This is a genomic window from Sporosarcina sp. FSL K6-5500, from assembly GCF_038005665.1.
GTDB classification, from domain to species: domain Bacteria; phylum Bacillota; class Bacilli; order Bacillales_A; family Planococcaceae; genus Sporosarcina; species Sporosarcina psychrophila.
This window is the reverse complement of the sequence record NZ_JBBOTP010000001.1, coordinates 2061140-2080481: the sequence shown is the minus strand read 5'-3', so window position 1 is coordinate 2080481 and position 19342 is coordinate 2061140. Positions and strand designations below refer to the sequence as shown.

Below are 19342 nucleotides of genomic sequence, written 5' to 3'. Positions count from 1 at the left end.
TACCCGATGGTTCACCCTACTTAATAATGCAATGCTGTTCGCGACATTAAGTTCGCGGACTTCTTCCCTTACGAAACTTCCCATCCACACTTATTTCCCCAATGATACATCCAAAAACACATAGTCATCCCGTTTATGCTGCCCTGAAAAAACGACCGGGACCCGTTCACTAAAAATCGGTCCGTCTACAACCACAGTGTGAAATTCTCCAGATTCCCCGCATGAATCAATGCCGAGCGCATCGAGTTCATCCATCAGTTCGATAGTAAATTTACGGCCTATGAAGTGGGCAGGCATCATTGTTGTATTGACGACAACGATGTATGCCTCGAATCCGCCCTCTATAAACTCATCCAATATCTTGCGACGCGGCTCCATCCATAATGGATGAACTGCTTTCATATTGACTTTCGCACATGTTTCTTGAACCCACTTCAAATGGTCTTCAAGATCGATATCCCCGAAAACCCCGTGGCTGATGCCTGACTCAACACATTCTTTCATCGCGTCTAAAAATTGCTCTTCATACCCTTTCCAGCTTGCTCCCCGTATCATTAAAGGGACGCCGATCCTTTCAGCTTGGGCTGCTACGACTTCAAAAGGCAGCGCATGTGATTTTGACCGTTCTTCATCCTCTTCAAACATTGTCCATAACCGTTTCGGAATGCCACCCGCTTTCATTGCGCGGTAATAAGCCATCGCAGAATCTTTTCCGCCGCTCCATGATGCAACAAATAATATATCCTCCATCTTGATTTCTCCTCCGTATAGCAGATTTTTTTGTTTTTAAGCATCAGTACTTCTCTCTCAAGATCAGCAATTTTTTCGCAGTGCTTTTCAAGATCCGAAAACTCCCTTACAAAAAAGAAATAAAACTTTAAAGAACTATAAATCCTCCTAGAAACACAATACTAAAATCTACATTATCGCCATGGCCTACACCCTTACGTTATATTTATTTTACCATGAATTTTCCAATGTTTCATAAAGGATTCTTTTAATTGATTTTTTTCAGCGAATGAAAACATAAAACTTTTCAGACATGTACCCCGTCAAATAACTATAACGTGTTCGCGACATGTTGGAAATTGGAGAAGGTGAATCTTTTGTCATGACAAAAAATGAGAAGTTTGAGCTCGTAGAAAAATTTATAGTAGAGAATCGTGAAGCCCATTATCGCCTTGCATACAGCTATGTTAGAAATAAAGAAAATGCACTTGATATTGTACAAGATGCCATTTTAAAAGCCCTCAATTCAATTGATCGACTTGAAGAGATTGCCTATTTGAAAACTTGGTTCTACCGGATCATCGTTAATACATCCATTGATTTCATCCGAAAACATCAGCGTATTACAGTGATGGACGATGACATTCTCGGCATTCATTTGCCACAGTTAGAGGATGACATTATCGACATGGACTTACATGATGCCATTGACCAGTTGCCTCCTAAATACAGATCTCTTATTATTCTTAGATTTTTCGAGGATTTGAAAATTGATGAAATCGCTGTAGTGATGGATGAAAATGTGAATACGATTAAAACAAGATTATATGCAGCATTGAAAAAGTTACGCATTGAAGTTGGGGAGGAATTCAGGTTATGAAAGAATTGAAAAAGTTGAAAAAGAACTATGACGAAACGGAGATTCCGTCTGAGTTGGAAGACGTCGTAAAAGCTTCGATTCGTCGAGCAGAAGCGTCACAGAAAAGACGTCCATTTCTAAAACAATGGACGATTGGAGCCGCCGCTGCTGCTGCTCTATTCATCGGTAGTATAAATGTCAGTCCATCCTTCGCACAGGCAATGGCAAATGTTCCGCTTCTTGGAGCGATTGTGGATGTATTTACCGCACAACAATTGACTGTCGATGAAAAAACGTACCAAGCAAATGTCGCCACACCAGCAATTGAAGGATTGACTGATGAAGGACTGCAAGCTTCTCTGAATGAGAAATACCTTGAGGAAAACAAAGTACTTTTCGAACAGTTCCAACAAGAGGCCGCGGAATTGGAAAAGGCAGGTGGCGGTCATCTTGGCATCGACACTGGCTATGAAGTGAAAACAGATACTGACCAGCTTCTATCGATTGCTCGCTATGAGGTGAATACGGTCGGATCCTCTTCAACAACAATGAAGTACGACACAATTGATAAGCAGAACAGCGTGTTAATCACATTGCCAAGTCTTTTTAAAGATGACAAATACGTAGATGCTATTAGCTCATATTTAGTAAGTGAAATGGAGCGACAAATGGCAGCAGATGAAGTGGTCTCTTACTTTTTGAATAGCGAATTTTTCGATGACTTCAAAACAATCCAAGCCGATCAGTCATTCTATATTACAGCTGATAATAAGCTTGTCATTTCATTCGATAAATATGAAATTGCACCTGGTTATATGGGTGTCGTGACGTTTGAAATTCCGTCAGAAATTTTGAGTGATCTACTGGTCAGTGACACATACATTAACTAATTCCTTTCCTATATAAAAAAGCAGACACATTCGCGTGTCTGCTTTTTATAATTCAATTATGCTGGCATCGGCGTTTTTGTTGGTTCTGCGTAGCCTTCTTTATAATTTTCATCGATGAATTCACGGATTTCTTTTAACGATTTACCTTCTTGCTTCATCATTACAGATTGCACGGCGATATCCAGACAAACTTGGCAACGTGTGCCATGGTCATCCCAGACAACAGAACCGTCTTCACGAACTTCGTCGATGAAACAATTCAAGTTACTGTCATGACCTGCGCTTTCACCGCACCCACAATAGCAAGGCATCCACTCAATAATATCCGTTGCAGTTCCCGCCATTTGATAGACAAGACGCATATCCTCCGACTTATCATCTAGGAACGACGGTAAAATATCGGCAGAAGCTGTTACTTCTTGCAAGTCACCGTTTGGTACATGCTGCTGTTCCCCATGTGCCATGTCATGTTCTTTCTCGCTTGGCTGTGCTTTTTCTCCGCATGCTGAAAGGACAAGAATTGCCGCAAGCAAGATGAATATCCATTTCTTTTTCATATACTGCCCACCCCTTATTCGCGTAGTTGTCCTTTCATCATAACCCAAAACAACACGTTTATAAGTTACAGTTTGATGGACAATAAAGTTATTCTTCAATCAGAGGGGTCTTACTGCCCGTTAATGAGGGATCAAACACGACGGTGATTAGCCTCTTGCTTAATCCAATGCCTGATACCCTTCCCGGCATACGGCTCATCCGCAAATCTCGGAATCACATGTAAATGCGCGTGTGAAATCGATTGCCCGCCTGTTTTTCCCGTATTCCAACCAACCGAATAACCATCGTGCCCGTACCGCTCTTCCAAATAAGCTTTCGCTTTCATTAGCAGTTCCTGTGTATCAATCCATTCCTGCGCGGTTAATGAAAATACATCGACTGCATGCCGTTTCGGAACGATGAGCCCGCTCCCTACCAACACAGTTTGCTCGGAAGGCTTTTGAATATAAGCGCATGTCGCATTTTCAAAGATAATTTGTTGCTCAGGATCCGCTAGCAAATTGCAATATGGACACTCTTTTTCGTACATACTGAAGTCGACTCCTTATTTCCCAATCATTTTTGAAGGAACGACATACTCGTCAAATTGTTCTTCTGTCAGCAAGCCAGATTTAAGTGCCGCCTCTTTTAGCGTTGTTCCTTCCGCATGTGCTGTTTTCGCGATTTTCGCTGCATTTTCGTAACCGATATAAGGATTAAGTGCCGTCACAAGCATAAGTGAGTTTTGAACTTTACGATCAATTTCTTCACGATTTGGTTCAATTCCAACTGCACAGTTATCGTTGAAACTGATCATCGCATCGCTCAACAACGTCACGGATTGAAGGAAGTTGAATATGATAACCGGTTTGAAGACGTTCAGTTCGAAGTTCCCCTGGCTCGCTGCGAAACCGATTGTTGCGTCATTCCCCATCACTTGTGCGACAACCATCGTCAATGCTTCACTTTGAGTCGGGTTCACTTTTCCAGGCATGATGGAACTGCCTGGTTCGTTCTCAGGAATTGTAATTTCACCAATACCTGAACGTGGTCCACTAGCCAACCAGCGCACATCATTCGCAATTTTCATTAGGTCTGCTGCAAGTGCTTTGATAGCGCCATGAACGTAAACAATTTCATCATAGCTCGTAAGTGAATGGAATTTATTTACCGCAGACGTAAATTCGATTCCTACTGCTGTGCTGATTTCAGTAGCAACACGGTCCCCAAATCCTGCAGGTGCGTTAAGTCCTGTACCAACAGCTGTTCCACCGATTGCAAGTTCTTTCATCGACTCGACGCTGTCCGTAATCATTTTTTCTGTTTTCTCGAGCATCCGGTGCCAACCGCTAATTTCCTGGCCAAGCGTTAAAGGTGTCGCGTCTTGTAAATGCGTACGGCCGATTTTAATGATATCCATGAACTCTTCGGACTTCTTGTTAAGTGTTTCTTTCAATACACCAATTGCCGGTACGAGTTGTTGTTGTACTGCCACGACGCCTGCAACATGCAATGCTGTAGGGAATGTGTCGTTTGAACTTTGTGATTTATTGACATCATCGTTCGGATGAAGGCGTTCTTCCTCGCCCCACTCTTCAAGAAGTTGATTTCCACGGTGTGCAAGCACTTCGTTCATATTCATGTTTGACTGCGTACCGCTTCCTGTTTGCCAAACGACAAGTGGGAAATGATCATCCAGTTTGCCAGAGACTACTTCATCCGCCGCTGCAGAGATAGCCTTCATTTTTGCTTCTGAGATAGCACCGTGTGCATGGCTCGCGATTGCTGCAGATTTTTTCAAATGGGCAAATGCACGAATAACACCAATTGGCATTTTTTCTCCGCCAATTTTAAAATTTTGTTTACTGCGTTGCGTTTGCGCTCCCCATAGCTTGTCCGCAGGTACTTTAATTTCACCAAATGTGTCGTGTTCAATACGATAATCCATCATTCATCCCTCTTTCAATTGTAAGTATTTCCATTATCGCTGATTGGCACCTTTTTTTCATCCGCCCAGTCTCGGATAAATGCTTTTTGCCTAGGGTTTAGGTTCGTCGGCAATTCATCTTTTCCGAAAAAACGATGTGCTTTGCTTTCTGTACCGCCCTGTTTTAGTTCACCCAAATAGTTTTCTGTTTGAAAAATAACTTGCACGCTATATACTTGATCACCATTCGGATACGTCACAAAACAGGCCTCTCCGGAATAAAGACCAAATAGCTTAAGCCCCTCCACATGCAGTCCCGTTTCTTCATATGTCTCCCTTTTCACCGTTTCTTCAAACGTTTCCCCAAGCTCCATCACACCACCAGGAATACACCAATTGTCCTCATCTGTGCGGTGTTGAAGCAAGATTTTATCTTCATTTGTAATGATGACGCCGCAACCCACCGTTAGTAGTGATTCCTTACCAATCATTTTCCTCATCGTTTGAATGTAATCCATAGCATTCCCCCCTTTTTTTATATAGAAAAGACCCAGTTTCCCGAGTCTTTTTCCATTCTTCATTTCCAATTGAATTGGTTTTTCTTTAATATCTCTATAAATGCATCGACTACTTTAGGGTTAAATTGTGTCCCTCTTCCGCCCTCTAGTTCTTTCACAGCTTCTTGTATAGAAAGGGCCTTCTTATACACTCGATCGGTTGTCATTGCATCAAATGCATCAACGACCGATACGATGGCGGATTCTAGCGCAATTTCATCACCTTTGAGACCATACGGATAGCCTTTTCCGTCGTGTCTTTCATGATGTTGTTCGACAATGAATGCAGTATCTGCTAGCCATTCGACAGCATGCTCACGCATAATCTTTGCACCTTCTGTCGTATGAGTCTTCATAATTTCCCACTCTTCAGCTGTCAGTTTCCCAGGCTTATTAAGAATTTCTAGCGGGACAACGCGCTTGCCGACATCATGAAAATAGGCGCCCCATCTCAAAGTGCTAAGGCTTTCTGTTGGGAGTTCCAACTGTTTCCACACTTCGATTGAATAATCCTTAATTCGGTTGCAGTGCATATAAGTATAGCCATCGACCGATGCAATCGCATCCGCCTCTTCTTGGAGGATTTGTGTTTCGAAAAATCTGTACTCAAAACTTTCAGCTTCCATTTTAATTAAAATATCTGCTTCCGTTTTCCCATAAAACGAAATAATATGTTCATAACTCGATGCTTCAATTGTCTCACCGATTTCCAATAGACGGCGCTTTCCTTCGTATTCCATTTCTACGACCCCGTTAAGAAGCTTATAGGACTCTATGAAGGCGTCTTCTGCATCGTATTGGACCCAAAATGAGCCATTCTTGTGCAATGAATAAAGCGCATTTGACAATCCGTTCCATCTTCCGAGCAATACGACATCCGCATAACCGAGATGAAGTACCGGATATCCTTCGCTAGTTTGATTGCTATACGACTGGTTTAAAATAGTGTACATAAGCGTACTCCTAGGGTTAAGGCATATGATCATCAAAGCATGTCTGAATATTACCATTATAACAAGGCACGCCAACGTTTCATACACCTTTACTCGATTGATGCAAAAATATGTCGATTAGAGTTCCTGCCTCAACGCATTGATGACATCAATTTTCGTCGCTTTACGCGCTGGTCGCCACCCTGAAATCATTGCGACGCCTATGCTGATCGTAGAAGCGATAACCACAAGTTGCCATGGAATAACGGAGAACGTAACAGTCATATCTCCAAAATCTTCTTCACCGAGCGCCGCCGTAACAATTATCGGCAGCACATAATTCGACACAATGCTCACCCCATAGGAAATAACAACTGCAAGAACCGTCCCAACTATACCAATCCACGCACTTTCCATCAGGAATAGTCGTTGGATTAATTTCGGATCTGCCCCGATTGCTTTCATAACTCCGATTTCACGCGTCCGCTCTGTCACAGCCATTGTCATCGTGTTAAATATTCCAATAGATGCAATTAAGATCGCAATTGTCCCAACGAATACAAGTCCAGCTTTCAACGCTAGGAAAAAGACATCTAATTGATCAAGTTCTTCGGATATGGAATACACACTATATCCATCGTCTTTTAATTCAGTAGAGATTGCTTTCACATTTTCTAATTTATCCGCATAGACGTTTACATTGCCATAAAATAATTGCTGTGCGTCTGTATTATCATCCACTGGCTTGTCTACATGTGCATAATAGATTTTTTCTAACTCTGGAATAATAGATGCGTCAGCGTATATTTTTTGATCCTGCTCCCAATCTTTCGCAGGTTTCTTTCCGATTCCCACTATCGTGAGCATCATTTTATCCTCAATCATTTCACCTTCATCGTCACCGATTTGATAGTTGAACTGTTCACCAATCAATTTTCCGTCATACGTAGTAAATTCACCATCTTCATTTTCATCTTGTTGATTCATTAAGGAATCTGCGAAATTGCTTCCCACGACGACTTCGTTCATTTTTTCAGGTAAACGTCCTTCCTGAAGCTCGAAATTCGCTTTCTTTTCTTCTGTAAAATCCGTCACAACGAGTTGACTATTCCCAGTGAAATCACCAATTGAAGACAGCTGTTCTGCCCCTAAGTTTTGGCGGAATACAACTGCTTTTACATGATCCCGTTTCTTCAGCTCTACAACTTTCTCTTCATCCATCTCACTTGAGAACACTTCAATTTGTGTCACAAGTCGGTTCGATAAGACCTCTCCCCGAATCGTTTCGTGTAGGCCGAATCCAACGGACGCGAGCACAATTAAAAAGGCTGTTCCCATCGTGGCCGCAAGCACGGTCATAAAAACACGCATTTTATTTTTCTTGATATGTTGCCCTACGAAACTAATCTGGTCCTTAAATTGCATGCTGTGCACCGCCTTCCGTTAATACGCCGTCATGCATTCTGTATACGCGATTCGCTGTTTGTGCCACTTCATCGTCGTGTGTAATGATGACGAATGTGATGCCCCGTGTTTTATTGAGCGACTGGATAAGCAAAAGAACGTCCTGTTCGGTTTCCGAGTCGAGACTACCTGTCGGTTCATCGGCGAAAATGATTGGCGGATCCGTTATAAGCGCACGCGCAATACTGACTCGCTGTTGCTGACCTCCCGATAATTCATTTGGATAATGGTCTTGCACATCCGTGAGTCCAACGCTCTGCATCAGGTCTTTTACTTTCTTCTGTCGCTCACTTTTGTTGATGCCCTTCAATGTCAGTGGCAGTTCAACATTTCCAAATGCTGTCAATCCAGGCATGAGTTGAAAGTTTTGAAAGACGAAACCGAAATGATCTAATCGAAACTTCGCACTTTCTACCTCGTTGAATGCAGAGGTCTGAATGCCTTGCACACTGATTTCTCCACTTTCAGGCGTTAGGAATCCTGCCATAATATGAAGAAGCGTTGATTTACCCGAACCACTTTTGCCAACAATCGATACAATTTCACCCTCCGCAACATCAAACGTTAACCCTTTCAACACCGGAACTCGCTTTTCTTTACCTTTCTTGCCGATTTTGAATGAATGATTTAAATTTTGCACACTAATCATCTGTTCCCCTCCAACTTTCTTTATTTCCTTCATTATATAGGGAGAATCTTAAGGGTTTGTAAGGATAGATATGAAGAATTTCTTAAGATGTTGGAGGTGGATGCTGGATATATGATTGGTCTGGCAGGGGTTATGATCGATCGCGCGAGAGTTATGATTGGTTGGCGGATTTTATGATTGGTCGTGCGAGGATTATGATCGGTTAGGGAGTTTTATGATCGGTCATGCGAGGCTTATGATCGGTTGCAGGCTTATATGATTGGTCTGGCAGGGGTTATGATCGGTTGGAGGCTTTTATGATCGGGCGTGCGAGGGTTATGATCGGTTGGCGGTTTTTATGATTGGTCGTGCGAGGGTTATGATCGGTTAGGGAGTTTTATGATTGGTCGTGCAAGGTTATGATCGGTTGGAGGCTTTTATGATCGGGCGTGCTAGGATTATGATCGGTTGGCGGATTTTATGATTGGTCGTGCGAGGATTATGATCGGTTAGGGAGTTTTATGATCGGTCGTGCGAGGCTTATGATCGGTTGGCGGATTTTATGATCGGGCGTGCGAGGGTTATGATCGGTTGGCAGCTTTTATGATTGGTCGTGCGAGGGTTATGATCGGTTGGCGGCTTTTATGATTGGTCGTGCGAGGGTTATGATCGGTTAGCAGCTTTTATGATCGATCGTGCGAGCTTTATGATTGTTTCCTTACTTTACGCTCGCTGAGGGGGCCAACAACATAAAAAAAGCCCCGACGCACTACTGCGTCGGGACTCTCCTCTAGTTAGATATTATTCAGCTTCTTCAGCTGCAACTTCTTTTCTTGCAATCACTTGTTGAGTGGGTTGCTTCGTATTTGTTGCTTTTATCTCATTTGTCAGCTGGTCAATACTTGGGCGGATATTGCCTTTGCCCGTGTAGTTTTCAAGCATTTCCTTAACGTCAATGCCCGATGATGCTTTCAAGGATTCTTGCAATGTTGCCATTAAGTTAGTCGCATACGACGTTACTTTATTGGCTCCGCCGCCTTCACCACTACCCGTGTCAACAACAGTAATTTTATCAATATTCGCAAGCGGGCTTGCAATTTGTTTCGCATATTCAGGAATCATTTTAACAATCATATCAAGCATGGCAGCTTGGCCGTACTGTTCGAATGCTTCCGCAATTTTACGTTTCGCTTCTGCTTCTGCAAGACCTTTTAGACGAATAATGTCAGCTTCAGATTCCCCTTGCGCGCGCATCGAATCGGCTTTCGCCTGCCCGTCGAGACGAACTTTTTCTGCATCCGCAAACGCACGTGCTTCAATGCGGTACTTTTCAGCATCAGCTTCCGTAATTTGTTTCGATTTTTGAGCTTCTGCATTTTGTTCGATTGCATAGCGATCCGCGTCAGCTTTTTTCTTAACTTCAGAATCATATTGCTTCTCACGACGCAGAATCTCTTTCTCTTCAAGTTCAATCTGTTTTTGACGTTCAATGATTTGAATTTGCATTTCCTGTTCCATAACTTCCTGTTTCGAGACGGCCGTTTGAAGTTCGTAAGCTTGGTCGGCACGTGCTTTTGCAACATCCTGATCACGACGGTAATCCGCAACCTTCAATTGATTCTCTTTTTCAGCTTCCGCAATTTCAGTCGCACGTTCAATTTCCGCTTTTTGTGCTTCTTTAGATGCTTCCGCATTTTTAATACGCGTTTCTTTTTCTGCTTCAACTGTTGCGATATCCGCATCACGCTTCACTTGTGCGATACGTGGTTTCCCGAGTGAATCGAGATAGCCATTTTTATCGCGCACATCTTTAATTGTAAATGAAACGATGATGAGTCCCATTTTGGAAAGATCCTGTGAAGCAACACGTTGCACTTCCTGAGAAAACATATCGCGATTTTTGTAAATTTCTTCTACTGTCATTGAACCAAGAATCGAGCGCAAATGACCTTCCAATACTTCTTTTGCTTCATTTTCACGGTCAGCTTTTGATTTCCCTAAAAATTGTTCAGCAGCTGTTGCAATCTCTATGATTGAGCCACCAATTTTAATAATTGCTGTTCCATCTGCCATAACAGGAACGCCTTGCTCCGTGTACACTTCCGGCGTTGTAACCTCAAGCTTACTTGACAAAAGGCTAAGCGGTGCCGCTTGTTGGAACACTGGCAACAGGAACGTCCCGCCGCCGCGGATGATTTTAATACGATTTCCCGAATCATCCTTATGTACATTTTTAGAACCAAGATAACTTCCTGTCACGATTAGTGCTTCATCTGGCCCGACTGTGCGGTACTTTGTGATGAAGACGAGAACCAGCGCCAGTAAAACAAACGCGACGACTCCAATTGCAATCCAAATTTCCATCTGTTTTTCCCCCTTTTTTATTTGAAGCGGAATGGTTCATACTCTTTAACGATGAATGTTCCATCTCTCACTTCAATAATCAATACTTCTTTTCCGTACTCAATTGCTGTGTTTTCGTACCCTACCGCCCTCTTAGAAATCATGCCATTTACCGATTCGATAACAATTTCACCGAATCCATCAACAGGGACAGGTACAATCACTTTTCCAACCCTACCCATCAGCGACTCATCCGTATATGCGAGGGACACTTCAGCCGATTTCAGTGGAAGAAGGACAAATAAGTACAATAGAAGATCGAGTACAAAAGCAGTAACAAGTGCAATTACCAAAATGATTCCGCTGCCCCATGTTGTAACAAGTTCTAATATATAACCGCCAGCCGCTACAAATGTTATGAATGCAAGTATCACCGCCGGATCCAAGAAAGGACTAGCATCGCCGATTCCTTCCGCCATGTCACTAAATAAGATATAAAGTAACGTTGCAAGGCCTGCAACAATTAGCCCAACCATATAGACTTGCACAATTGGCATCCCAAACAGTTCCATTTCAACACCCCACTTTCACCTTTTTTGTCTCACCTATATATACGTCCCATCATCCCGAAAGTTTCAATTTACTGAAAATTTTTCACAAATTTATTCCATATCAATTAAACCGTTTTTCCTGGCAACGTGAATTGCCTCTGTCCGACTTTTTACTTGCAACTTTTGAAAGATGTCCGAGAAGTAGTTTCTTACTGTTCCCTCCGACAAAAATAACTGCTTGCTGATTTCTTTATTCGCCAAACCTTTTGATGCCAGCATAAGAAGCTCTTGCTCCCGCTCGGATAACTGATCTTTTTCTGTAAATAGTGAAAAGGCCAGTTCTGGATCGACAACTCGCTGACCCGCGGCTACTATGCGAATTGCTTCGGCAAGTGCACTACTCGGTCCGTCTTTCAATAAGAAACCTTTTACGCCTGCATTCACTGAACGCTGTAGATAACCAGTTCGGCCAAACGTCGTCAACATGATGATCGCCACACCGGGGTATTTCTCCACTAATCTTTCTGAAGCTTCCAAGCCGTTCATAATCGGCATTTCAATATCTAAAATACAGACATCAGGCAGTAATCGCTCGACTGCCTCAATCGCTTCCAAGCCATTTGCTGCCTCACCGATGATTTCTAAGTCCTCTTCTATAGAAAGAAGTGCTATTAAAGCCCCCCTCACCATCGCCTGATCTTCTGCAATTACGACGCGTATCACGAGACGACACCCACCTTTTCAATACTTTTCGGTAGCGGAATGAATAACTGAACGACTGTCCCTTCTTTACCGCTTTTCCATCCAATCGTTCCATTAATAAGCCCAATCCGGTTTTGCAGGCCTGTCATACCATGATTTGGAACCGCTTCATCGATACCTTTTCCGTTATCAGCGACTTCAATTAATACACCTTCCACTGAACGTGCAATGTTAATTTGACACCATGATGCAGCGCTATGTTTAACGACATTGGTCACAAGTTCCCGAATTGCCATCACAGCAATCTTTTCATACCCACGATTAATGGAATGGATTTCTCCGTTTACTTCAGAATTGATTCCTGCACTGTGTAAATGTTGCCGGCTGGCAGTCAATTCATCGACAAGCGTGCCTGTATCAAGGTCTTCCACAAGCTCCCGCATCTGTGTTAATGTTTCGCGCGAGATTGTAATCACTTCCCGTAACTCCCCCGCGGCTCTTTCTGTGTCTGAAACGAGTAGCTTCTCGGCAAGCTCAGTTTTCAATGTAATCATCGACAGCTTTTGTCCAAGTGTATCATGCAAATCACGCCCGATTCGCTGGCGTTCTTGCTGCTTCACCAATTCATCAATCCGACTATGTGCTTTCTCCAATTCTCGCTGGGATTCATTCCATTTTCGTCTTGATGAAATCATATAAGCATTAAAGATGGCGAGCAGAATAGGTACAAGCGACATGGATGTTTGCACTATATTTAAGTCCTTAGCTACGCCATAGACAATCCCAACCACTATATAGACGCCGACAGCTGCGATGCGCTTGCGTCCGGACAATAACGAAATCATATTTGAAGAGAAGGCACTCAACCAGAAAAAAACCGGTCCGAACATATACACCCAAAAACCAATAATAATCGCTTGCACAATGACGAACACTAGATAGCTGTTACGCCAATAGGACTGGCGATAGACGAATAAAAAGGGAGCAAGTAGAAGGATTGAAAACATACGCTCCATGCCCTCTAAAAAGAACGCCCCTATGAGCGGAAACAACATATAGATTAAAATAGTATACGGTTCCCTACCTAAACCTTCGGGAAATACTGCAAATCTCCTGCTCATTAATTCGCCGCCCTTCTTTTTATATAGCCTCCAACCCAGTAAACCCCTATAAATAATAGCGTATAAAAGATAAGTCCCCCCATTTGACCAATCAAAGGATAACCTCCACCCAGTAAACGGAAGGCACCCGCTATCGCGATCGCTCCTGGAGACCCGCTTGCAATAGGTTGCACCCAGCCCGGAAACTGTTCAATCGGAACCCACGTCCCTGCAGAAAACATCACAAATATCCACGTAAAGTTTGCAATACCAGAAACAGTACCCTGTTTCCCAAATGAACTGATGGCCACACCCAACGTCATGAACACCGCGGACACACCGATAAACCATACCGCAATCATACACCATTGCCCTACACTGCCTGGGAGCCCGTGAATCGTCTGAACAAAAACGATTAAGATCACAACCGTGATACTATTCAATAAGAGCTGTGACATCAGTTTCGCACCTGAAACGACTAATTCGGAAACCGGCAATGCCTTCATAGATGTACGCCAAGGTCTGCTGTTGTCGTATGCAAGTCCAATAGCAAATGTCGTGACAGCTCCCGACAACAAACTGAAGACAAGCATTGCGATAAGTAGATATGCATAGTGCTCTGGTTCATTCGAAAGCGAAAAGATTAGGTAGTAGACGATGGGAAGAACGATGGCATAAATGACAAAATAGCGGTTTCTTAGCATGCGCAACACTTCAATTTTTGTCAACAATAAAAAGGGCTTAGTCATTGCACAACCCCTTCCTTCAACAACACAATTCGATGTGCAAGAACTTCTCTTTCTTCCCTGGAATGTGTAATCAGTAAAACGGCAAGCCCTTCATCAACAGCAAGCTTTAGTTGTTGATAGAAATGTTTTTTCATTTCCTCGTCCATTCCCGCAGTTGGTTCATCCGCAATCAGCACGAGTGGTCTACCTGCCATCGACAATGCAAATGACAGCCGCTTACGCTCACCGCCTGATAATTCATGTGTCTTTTTAAGGAGCATATCTTGCAATAATCCAAGACGGACAAGCTCGTTGAATGAGTAAGGACTTCTATAGAAGGATTGAAATAAACAAAGCATCTCCTTGACCTTCACATTATCCATGAATTCGGCGTGTTGGAACATGAAGCCTATTTCCGATTTCATTTTCCTTCCTAGTGGTTTCCCTGCCAGTAGAATTCTCCCGCTTAAAGGATGGACGATTCCTGCTATAACGGATACGATTGTTGATTTCCCCGCTCCATTTGCTCCACATAGCGCAACTACTTCCCCAGATGCAATTTCCAAGTTAATATCTCTTAACACGTTTTTCCGTTTAAACTCCACACAAAGATTAATAATTCCCAACATACTCTCACCTCTTACGTTAACTTTACTGATAAAGAGGGTATTCTGTGGAGTACATTGAGTCATTTTTCCTTCATGACAATTGTCACTTTTTCTATACAGATTTGATTTTTGTGAATCCTTTGTAGGGTCTTTGTAAAGATTGTGTAAAGTTTGTGCAGATATCGTCGAAATTTGTAGGTATCTCAAATTGTTTTTGATATGATGGGATTGTTAAAAAATTATTTCCCATACTGGGACGGAGGTACAACAATGTTCAGCTCACGTAAACCTGACCCTTTTTTCATAGCATTATTAACCATTGCTGAAAATGTGCAAGAAGCGGTTCATTATGCCAACGACTTTAAAGTGGTGACAGTTGCCGACTTGAAAGAAGTAAGCATTAAACTTAAAAATTACGAGACGGAAGGTGACACGCTCATCCACGATCTCATTACTAAGCTTAACAAGTCGTTCATGACACCAATTGAGCGGGAAGATATCATGAATTTGGCCATTAAGATGGATGATGTTCTTGATGGTATTGAACATTTTGCAGCACATCTTGAAATGTTCTCTCTTACTGAAATTGATGAGTATGTACAGAAATTCATGGAAAACATTGTGAAAAGTACCGACGAAATCGTTAAAGCGATGAAATTGCTTGCGAGGAAAAAACTTGAAGCGATGCACGATCATGCAGTACTTATTAAAGATTACGAACGAGTTTGTGATGAAGTTTTCCGTACATCGGTCAAACAACTCTTCATTAATGAAAAGGATCCAATTCGCATTATCCAATTCAAAGACATATATGAACAGCTTGAAGATGTCGCCGATTATTGCCAAGATGTTGCCAACACAATCGAATCAATTATTATGCGTAACGCATAAGGGGGAGCCAAATGGATACAATACTTCTCCTTACCATACTAGTCGTTGTTTTCGCACTCGCTTTTGATTTCATCAACGGATTTCATGACACGGCGAATGCCATCGCAACATCCGTTTCGACTCGTGCACTGAAACCGAGAACTGCTATTATGATGGCAGCTGTCATGAACTTCGTCGGCGCTCTCGCATTTACAGGAGTCGCAAAAACGATTTCAAAAGACATTGTCGATCCATTCGTTCTCGAAAACGGTTCGCTTGTCATCTTAGCGGCACTTATATCAGCAATTGCGTGGAATCTGATTACCTGGTATTTCGGAATCCCATCCAGTTCATCCCATGCTTTAATCGGTTCAATCGCTGGCGCGGCTATTTCAGCAGCAGGTTTCGGCATTTTAAATTACAGCGGTTTCCTAAAAATATTACAAGCGCTTCTTATTTCTCCGTTCATTGCACTTGCAGGCGGTTTCCTTGTAATGTCGATATTCAAAGTGACCTTGAAGAACAAGAATTTATTTAAGGCAAATAAACGAATTCGTTATATGCAAATCGGAACAGCAGCGCTTCAATCGTTCACACACGGTACAAATGATGCGCAAAAAGCCATGGGTATAATTACAATGGCATTGATTGCAGCAGAATTGCAGACGTCGGACGATATTCAACTTTGGGTCCGGATTGCTGCAGCGACAGCGATGGGGATCGGAACATCAATCGGTGGCTATAAAATCATTAAGACTGTCGGCGGCAAGATTATGAAAATCCGTCCAGTGAACGGCATAGCAGCTGATTTGTCATCTGCTATGATTATTTTTGGAGCGACACTTATCCATTTACCGGTTAGTACAACACACGTCATTTCTTCCGCAATCATGGGTGTAGGTTCAGCTCAACGTGTAAAAGGTGTCAATTGGGGAGTCGCTAGAACGATTGTCACGACATGGATTATTACTTTACCAATTTCAGCAACAATCGCTGCGATTGTCTATCAGATCCTTAACTTGTTTTTTTAATTCAAACATTTCTCTTGCAATGTGCTAATATCCCTGTTATGATAAAGAAGAATTATTTTTGTTCGGCATGATGGTCTCGAATAAATCTTGACCGCTTCAAGACTTGAGCAAGGATAGTAATACAATGTATGCACAAAGCATACGAGGAGGAAACACACATGGAACAAGGTAAAGTGAAATGGTTTAACGCAGAAAAAGGATTTGGCTTCATCGAACGCGAAGACGGAGACGATGTATTCGTACACTTCTCAGCTATTCAAGGAGAAGGCTTCAAGTCTCTTGAAGAAGGCCAAGATGTAACGTTTGAAATCGAGCAAGGCCAACGCGGTCTTCAAGCTACAAACGTAAACAAAAACTAATTTGAATTAACCATTCAAAAGCCATTTCCTTCGGGGAATGGCTTTTTTCTTTGTCCAAAATTAATTGTGGTGACTACTAAGTACTTATAATAAACTGAGCATTGGAGCCTTACTAGGGGTATCAGAAACCTAAGACTGGAGGGTAGCATCCCCTAGCGAATTCAATGTAATTCTTATTTCAACCTATATACGATGAACTTCCCTCCAGGATGCAACCCATTATTACCTACATAGACTCGTTTAGTAACCGCTTGCGGATTTTCACTCATGCTAGATTCCCTAACCTGTGCCGCCTCCTTCGATAAAAGACATTCCCATCATTTTCCGTTATTATAGAAGAATAGAGTCAATCTATACACAGGAAGGAATGATTGTATGCGTACACTTGCGCGTTTTGTAACAAACGCACATAAATATATTATCTTTGCATGGATTGCAATCTTCGTCATATTGACGCTATTCGCGATTAAGTTGCCCGGACTTTTAGAAGGTGACGGCTTCCAAACAGATGGCGAACATGCCGCAGTCATGGATATTGTATCTGATGAATTCGATATGCCGGCAGAAACCATGTTCCTCGTTTTCGATAATGTGTCAGATGAAAAAATAGTATCTACACTCACTAACGTAGATAAACTTAAGGTCACTTCAGAAATCGTGTCACCGTTTGACAACGATACACAGTATAAAAACACTGCTTCCTACGCACTTCTTCATTTTGATAACGCGGAGAAAGATATGTCTGTTATCGTCACGGATATCCGAGAGGCTGTCGGTAATGAAAAAGGAATCACACTTACAGGTGCTTCCGCTATTTCAAAGGACATTAACACTGCTAGCCAACGTGACTTAATGACAGCAGAGGCAATCGGGTTACCGATTGCAATTATTATACTTCTTTTCGCTTTCGGAACTGTCGTCGCTTCATTCGTACCATTAATTATTGGTATTGTAACTGTCGTATCCTCTTTCGGTGTATTGGCCATTCTTGGCGGAAAAATGGACCTGTCCATTTTTGTCTTGAATATCATCCCAATGCTGGGACTTGCGCTTAGTATAGACTTTGCTTTGTTGTTCATCAGCCGTTATCGTGAAGAACGCAAAAAGAGCGACATGCATGAAGCTATCTCCACTACGATTCGAACAGCAGGAAGATCCGTCATCTTTTCCGCTTTCTGTGTGTTCATCGGACTTGGCGCAATGATGCTTATACAGGTCGACATTTTCCAAAACATTGCAATCGGCGGTATGATTGTCGTGGCAATGGCTGTCCTGGCATCTATAACCTTGTTACCTTCCGTACTTATTGCGCTTGGCGACCGGATTGACAAATGGCAGCTATTGAAAGAAAAATCAGCTGAAGCAAACGGTTGGCGCAAATTTGCCAACGCAGTTATTAAGCGTCCCGTTATGATAACAATTGTTGCGTTTATCCTACTCGGTATCGCAATAATTCCAGTGAAAAATATGGATTTAACAATTCCAGCAATTGATTCATTGCCAAAGTCGTATGATACGCGCCAAGCTTTTGAATTGATTGATAAAGAGTTTGGGCTGGCTGACCAAGCCGCTGTCTATGTCATTGCAGAACGTGCGGACGGCTGGGTGGATGAAAAAGGTCTCCAGTCCATGAAAGAACTTGAAAAAGAACTTTCAAACGATCCGCTTGTGGATAAAGTAACGACAATTTTTACTGCAAGTGACATCGATTCCGTCGAACAATGGGAGCAAGCGATGTTGGCGCCTGAAATCGCCGCCGGACTCTCCCCTCTTATTGAAACATTTGTGAAAGACGACAAGCTGATGATTCCTGTGACACTTAGAGCTAATGGTAGTTCAGATGCCGCACAAGATTGGGCGCGCGACTGGTCCGACAAGGAAACGGAGTGGAACTTATCCATCGGTGGACAACCAAAGTTCAATCAGGAAATCTTCGATGAAATACTGGATAAGATTTTGTACGTTCTGTTGGTTATCCTTGTCTCGACGTTTTTCATCCTAATGATTGCTTTTAAATCTATTTTAATACCGATTAAAGCAATTTTGATGAACATCGTCGGATTGGCTGCCACATTCGGTATTCTCGTCTATATTTTCCAGTATGGTCATTTCGGATTGGAAGCAGGCACAATTGCGCTTATCATCCCTGTCATCGTCTTTAGTCTTGTCTTTGGACTAAGTATGGACTACGAAGTGTTCCTCATCTCAAGGATGCAGGAAGAGTATGCGAAAACATTGGATAATGACCACTCAACTGTTGAAGGTCTTGCAACAACAAGTAAGATCATCACGTCTGCGGCACTGATCATGATTGTTCTGACAGGGGCATTCGCCTTTACGGACGTTATGCCAGTGAAACAGATTGGTGTCGGCATCGCGATAGCAGTCGCCATTGACGCAACGATTATTCGCCTATTGCTCGTTCCAAGCCTAATGAAACTGTTTGGCAAATGGAACTGGTGGTTACCGTTTAGAAAAGGGCCCTATAAACCTGGGAATTGGCATTAAAGAGTAAAAAATTAGAAAA

General features: G+C 42.5%; 20 protein-coding genes. 6 read left to right on the top strand and 14 right to left on the bottom strand.

Annotated elements, in window-relative coordinates; genetic code table 11:
• Positions 1 to 90: 90 nt before the first annotated feature.
• On the bottom strand, positions 91 to 750 hold the full coding sequence (locus MKX62_RS09790; RefSeq protein WP_340741325.1) for a Dph6-related ATP pyrophosphatase: 660 nt from the start codon (positions 748 to 750) through the stop codon (positions 91 to 93).
• A 361-nt stretch (positions 751 to 1111) separates the two neighbouring features.
• Between MKX62_RS09790 and MKX62_RS09785 the strand changes: the two genes are divergently transcribed.
• Entirely contained in the window at positions 1112 to 1609 is a 498-nt protein-coding gene (locus tag MKX62_RS09785; protein ID WP_340741324.1) for an RNA polymerase sigma factor, read from the top strand.
• Complete coding sequence (locus MKX62_RS09780; RefSeq protein WP_340741323.1) at positions 1606 to 2478, top strand: RsiV family protein; 873 nt, start codon at positions 1606 to 1608, stop codon at positions 2476 to 2478. The genes MKX62_RS09785 and MKX62_RS09780 overlap by 4 nt, the downstream gene beginning before the upstream one ends.
• Before the next feature lie 56 nt (positions 2479 to 2534).
• Here MKX62_RS09780 and MKX62_RS09775 read toward each other — a convergent pair whose 3' ends face one another.
• The 13 genes from MKX62_RS09775 to MKX62_RS09715 all read right to left on the bottom strand — a co-directional run bounded on the left by MKX62_RS09775 (position 2535) and on the right by MKX62_RS09715 (position 14576).
• Entirely contained in the window at positions 2535 to 3035 is a 501-nt protein-coding gene (locus MKX62_RS09775; RefSeq protein WP_340741322.1) for a PCYCGC motif-containing (lipo)protein, read from the bottom strand.
• 131 nt (positions 3036 to 3166) lie between these two features.
• Positions 3167 to 3565 carry an HIT family protein gene (locus MKX62_RS09770; protein ID WP_340741321.1) on the bottom strand — a complete coding sequence of 133 codons (399 nt, stop codon included), beginning with the start codon at positions 3563 to 3565 and terminating at the stop codon, positions 3167 to 3169.
• A gap of 15 nt (positions 3566 to 3580) precedes the next feature.
• Positions 3581 to 4963: a class II fumarate hydratase gene (gene fumC / locus MKX62_RS09765; RefSeq protein WP_067205095.1), complete on the bottom strand. Its 1383-nt coding sequence runs from the start codon at positions 4961 to 4963 to the stop codon at positions 3581 to 3583.
• Positions 4964 to 4977: 14 nt separating this feature from the next.
• The gene (locus tag MKX62_RS09760) at positions 4978 to 5460 is read right to left on the bottom strand and encodes an NUDIX hydrolase (protein ID WP_340741320.1); all 483 of its coding nucleotides are present in this window, start codon (positions 5458 to 5460) and stop codon (positions 4978 to 4980) included.
• A gap of 59 nt (positions 5461 to 5519) precedes the next feature.
• The gene (locus tag MKX62_RS09755; protein ID WP_340741319.1) at positions 5520 to 6452 is read right to left on the bottom strand and encodes an HD-GYP domain-containing protein; all 933 of its coding nucleotides are present in this window, start codon (positions 6450 to 6452) and stop codon (positions 5520 to 5522) included.
• 117 nt (positions 6453 to 6569) lie between these two features.
• Positions 6570 to 7856 carry an ABC transporter permease gene (locus MKX62_RS09750; RefSeq protein ID WP_340741318.1) on the bottom strand — a complete coding sequence of 429 codons (1287 nt, stop codon included), beginning with the start codon at positions 7854 to 7856 and terminating at the stop codon, positions 6570 to 6572.
• Complete coding sequence (locus tag MKX62_RS09745) at positions 7846 to 8544, bottom strand: ABC transporter ATP-binding protein (protein ID WP_340741317.1); 699 nt, start codon at positions 8542 to 8544, stop codon at positions 7846 to 7848. Before MKX62_RS09745 ends, MKX62_RS09750 begins: the two co-directional genes overlap by 11 nt.
• 780 nt (positions 8545 to 9324) lie before the next feature.
• Positions 9325 to 10887, bottom strand: coding sequence for a flotillin family protein (locus tag MKX62_RS09740; RefSeq protein WP_340741316.1), 1563 nt, complete (start codon positions 10885 to 10887; stop codon positions 9325 to 9327).
• Positions 10888 to 10904: 17 nt separating this feature from the next.
• Positions 10905 to 11438: a hypothetical protein gene (locus MKX62_RS09735; protein ID WP_067205081.1), complete on the bottom strand. Its 534-nt coding sequence runs from the start codon at positions 11436 to 11438 to the stop codon at positions 10905 to 10907.
• 90 nt (positions 11439 to 11528) lie between these two features.
• Positions 11529 to 12140, bottom strand: a complete 612-nt coding sequence (locus MKX62_RS09730; RefSeq protein WP_067205079.1) for a response regulator transcription factor — start codon at positions 12138 to 12140, stop codon at positions 11529 to 11531.
• Entirely contained in the window at positions 12137 to 13240 is a 1104-nt protein-coding gene (locus MKX62_RS09725; RefSeq protein WP_067205077.1) for a sensor histidine kinase, read from the bottom strand. Before MKX62_RS09725 ends, MKX62_RS09730 begins: the two co-directional genes overlap by 4 nt.
• Positions 13240 to 13968: an ABC transporter permease gene (locus MKX62_RS09720; protein WP_340741315.1), complete on the bottom strand. Its 729-nt coding sequence runs from the start codon at positions 13966 to 13968 to the stop codon at positions 13240 to 13242. Before MKX62_RS09720 ends, MKX62_RS09725 begins: the two co-directional genes overlap by 1 nt.
• On the bottom strand, positions 13965 to 14576 hold the full coding sequence (locus MKX62_RS09715; protein ID WP_340741314.1) for an ABC transporter ATP-binding protein: 612 nt from the start codon (positions 14574 to 14576) through the stop codon (positions 13965 to 13967). The genes MKX62_RS09720 and MKX62_RS09715 overlap by 4 nt, the downstream gene beginning before the upstream one ends.
• A gap of 249 nt (positions 14577 to 14825) precedes the next feature.
• Here MKX62_RS09715 and MKX62_RS09710 point away from each other — a divergent pair, with 249 nt between their 5' ends.
• The 4 genes from MKX62_RS09710 (at position 14826) to MKX62_RS09695 (ending at position 19323) form a co-directional block, all read left to right on the top strand.
• Positions 14826 to 15446, top strand: a complete 621-nt coding sequence (locus MKX62_RS09710; RefSeq protein ID WP_067205068.1) for a DUF47 domain-containing protein — start codon at positions 14826 to 14828, stop codon at positions 15444 to 15446.
• Positions 15447 to 15457: 11 nt separating this feature from the next.
• The gene (locus MKX62_RS09705; protein ID WP_067205066.1) at positions 15458 to 16456 is read left to right on the top strand and encodes an inorganic phosphate transporter; all 999 of its coding nucleotides are present in this window, start codon (positions 15458 to 15460) and stop codon (positions 16454 to 16456) included.
• A gap of 158 nt (positions 16457 to 16614) precedes the next feature.
• Entirely contained in the window at positions 16615 to 16815 is a 201-nt protein-coding gene (locus MKX62_RS09700) for a cold-shock protein (RefSeq protein ID WP_067205063.1), read from the top strand.
• Positions 16816 to 17190: 375 nt separating this feature from the next.
• A complete protein-coding gene (locus tag MKX62_RS09695) occupies positions 17191 to 19323 on the top strand; it encodes an MMPL family transporter (protein WP_340741313.1) in 2133 nt (710 codons plus the stop codon).
• The last annotated feature ends 19 nt before the right edge of the window (positions 19324 to 19342 follow it).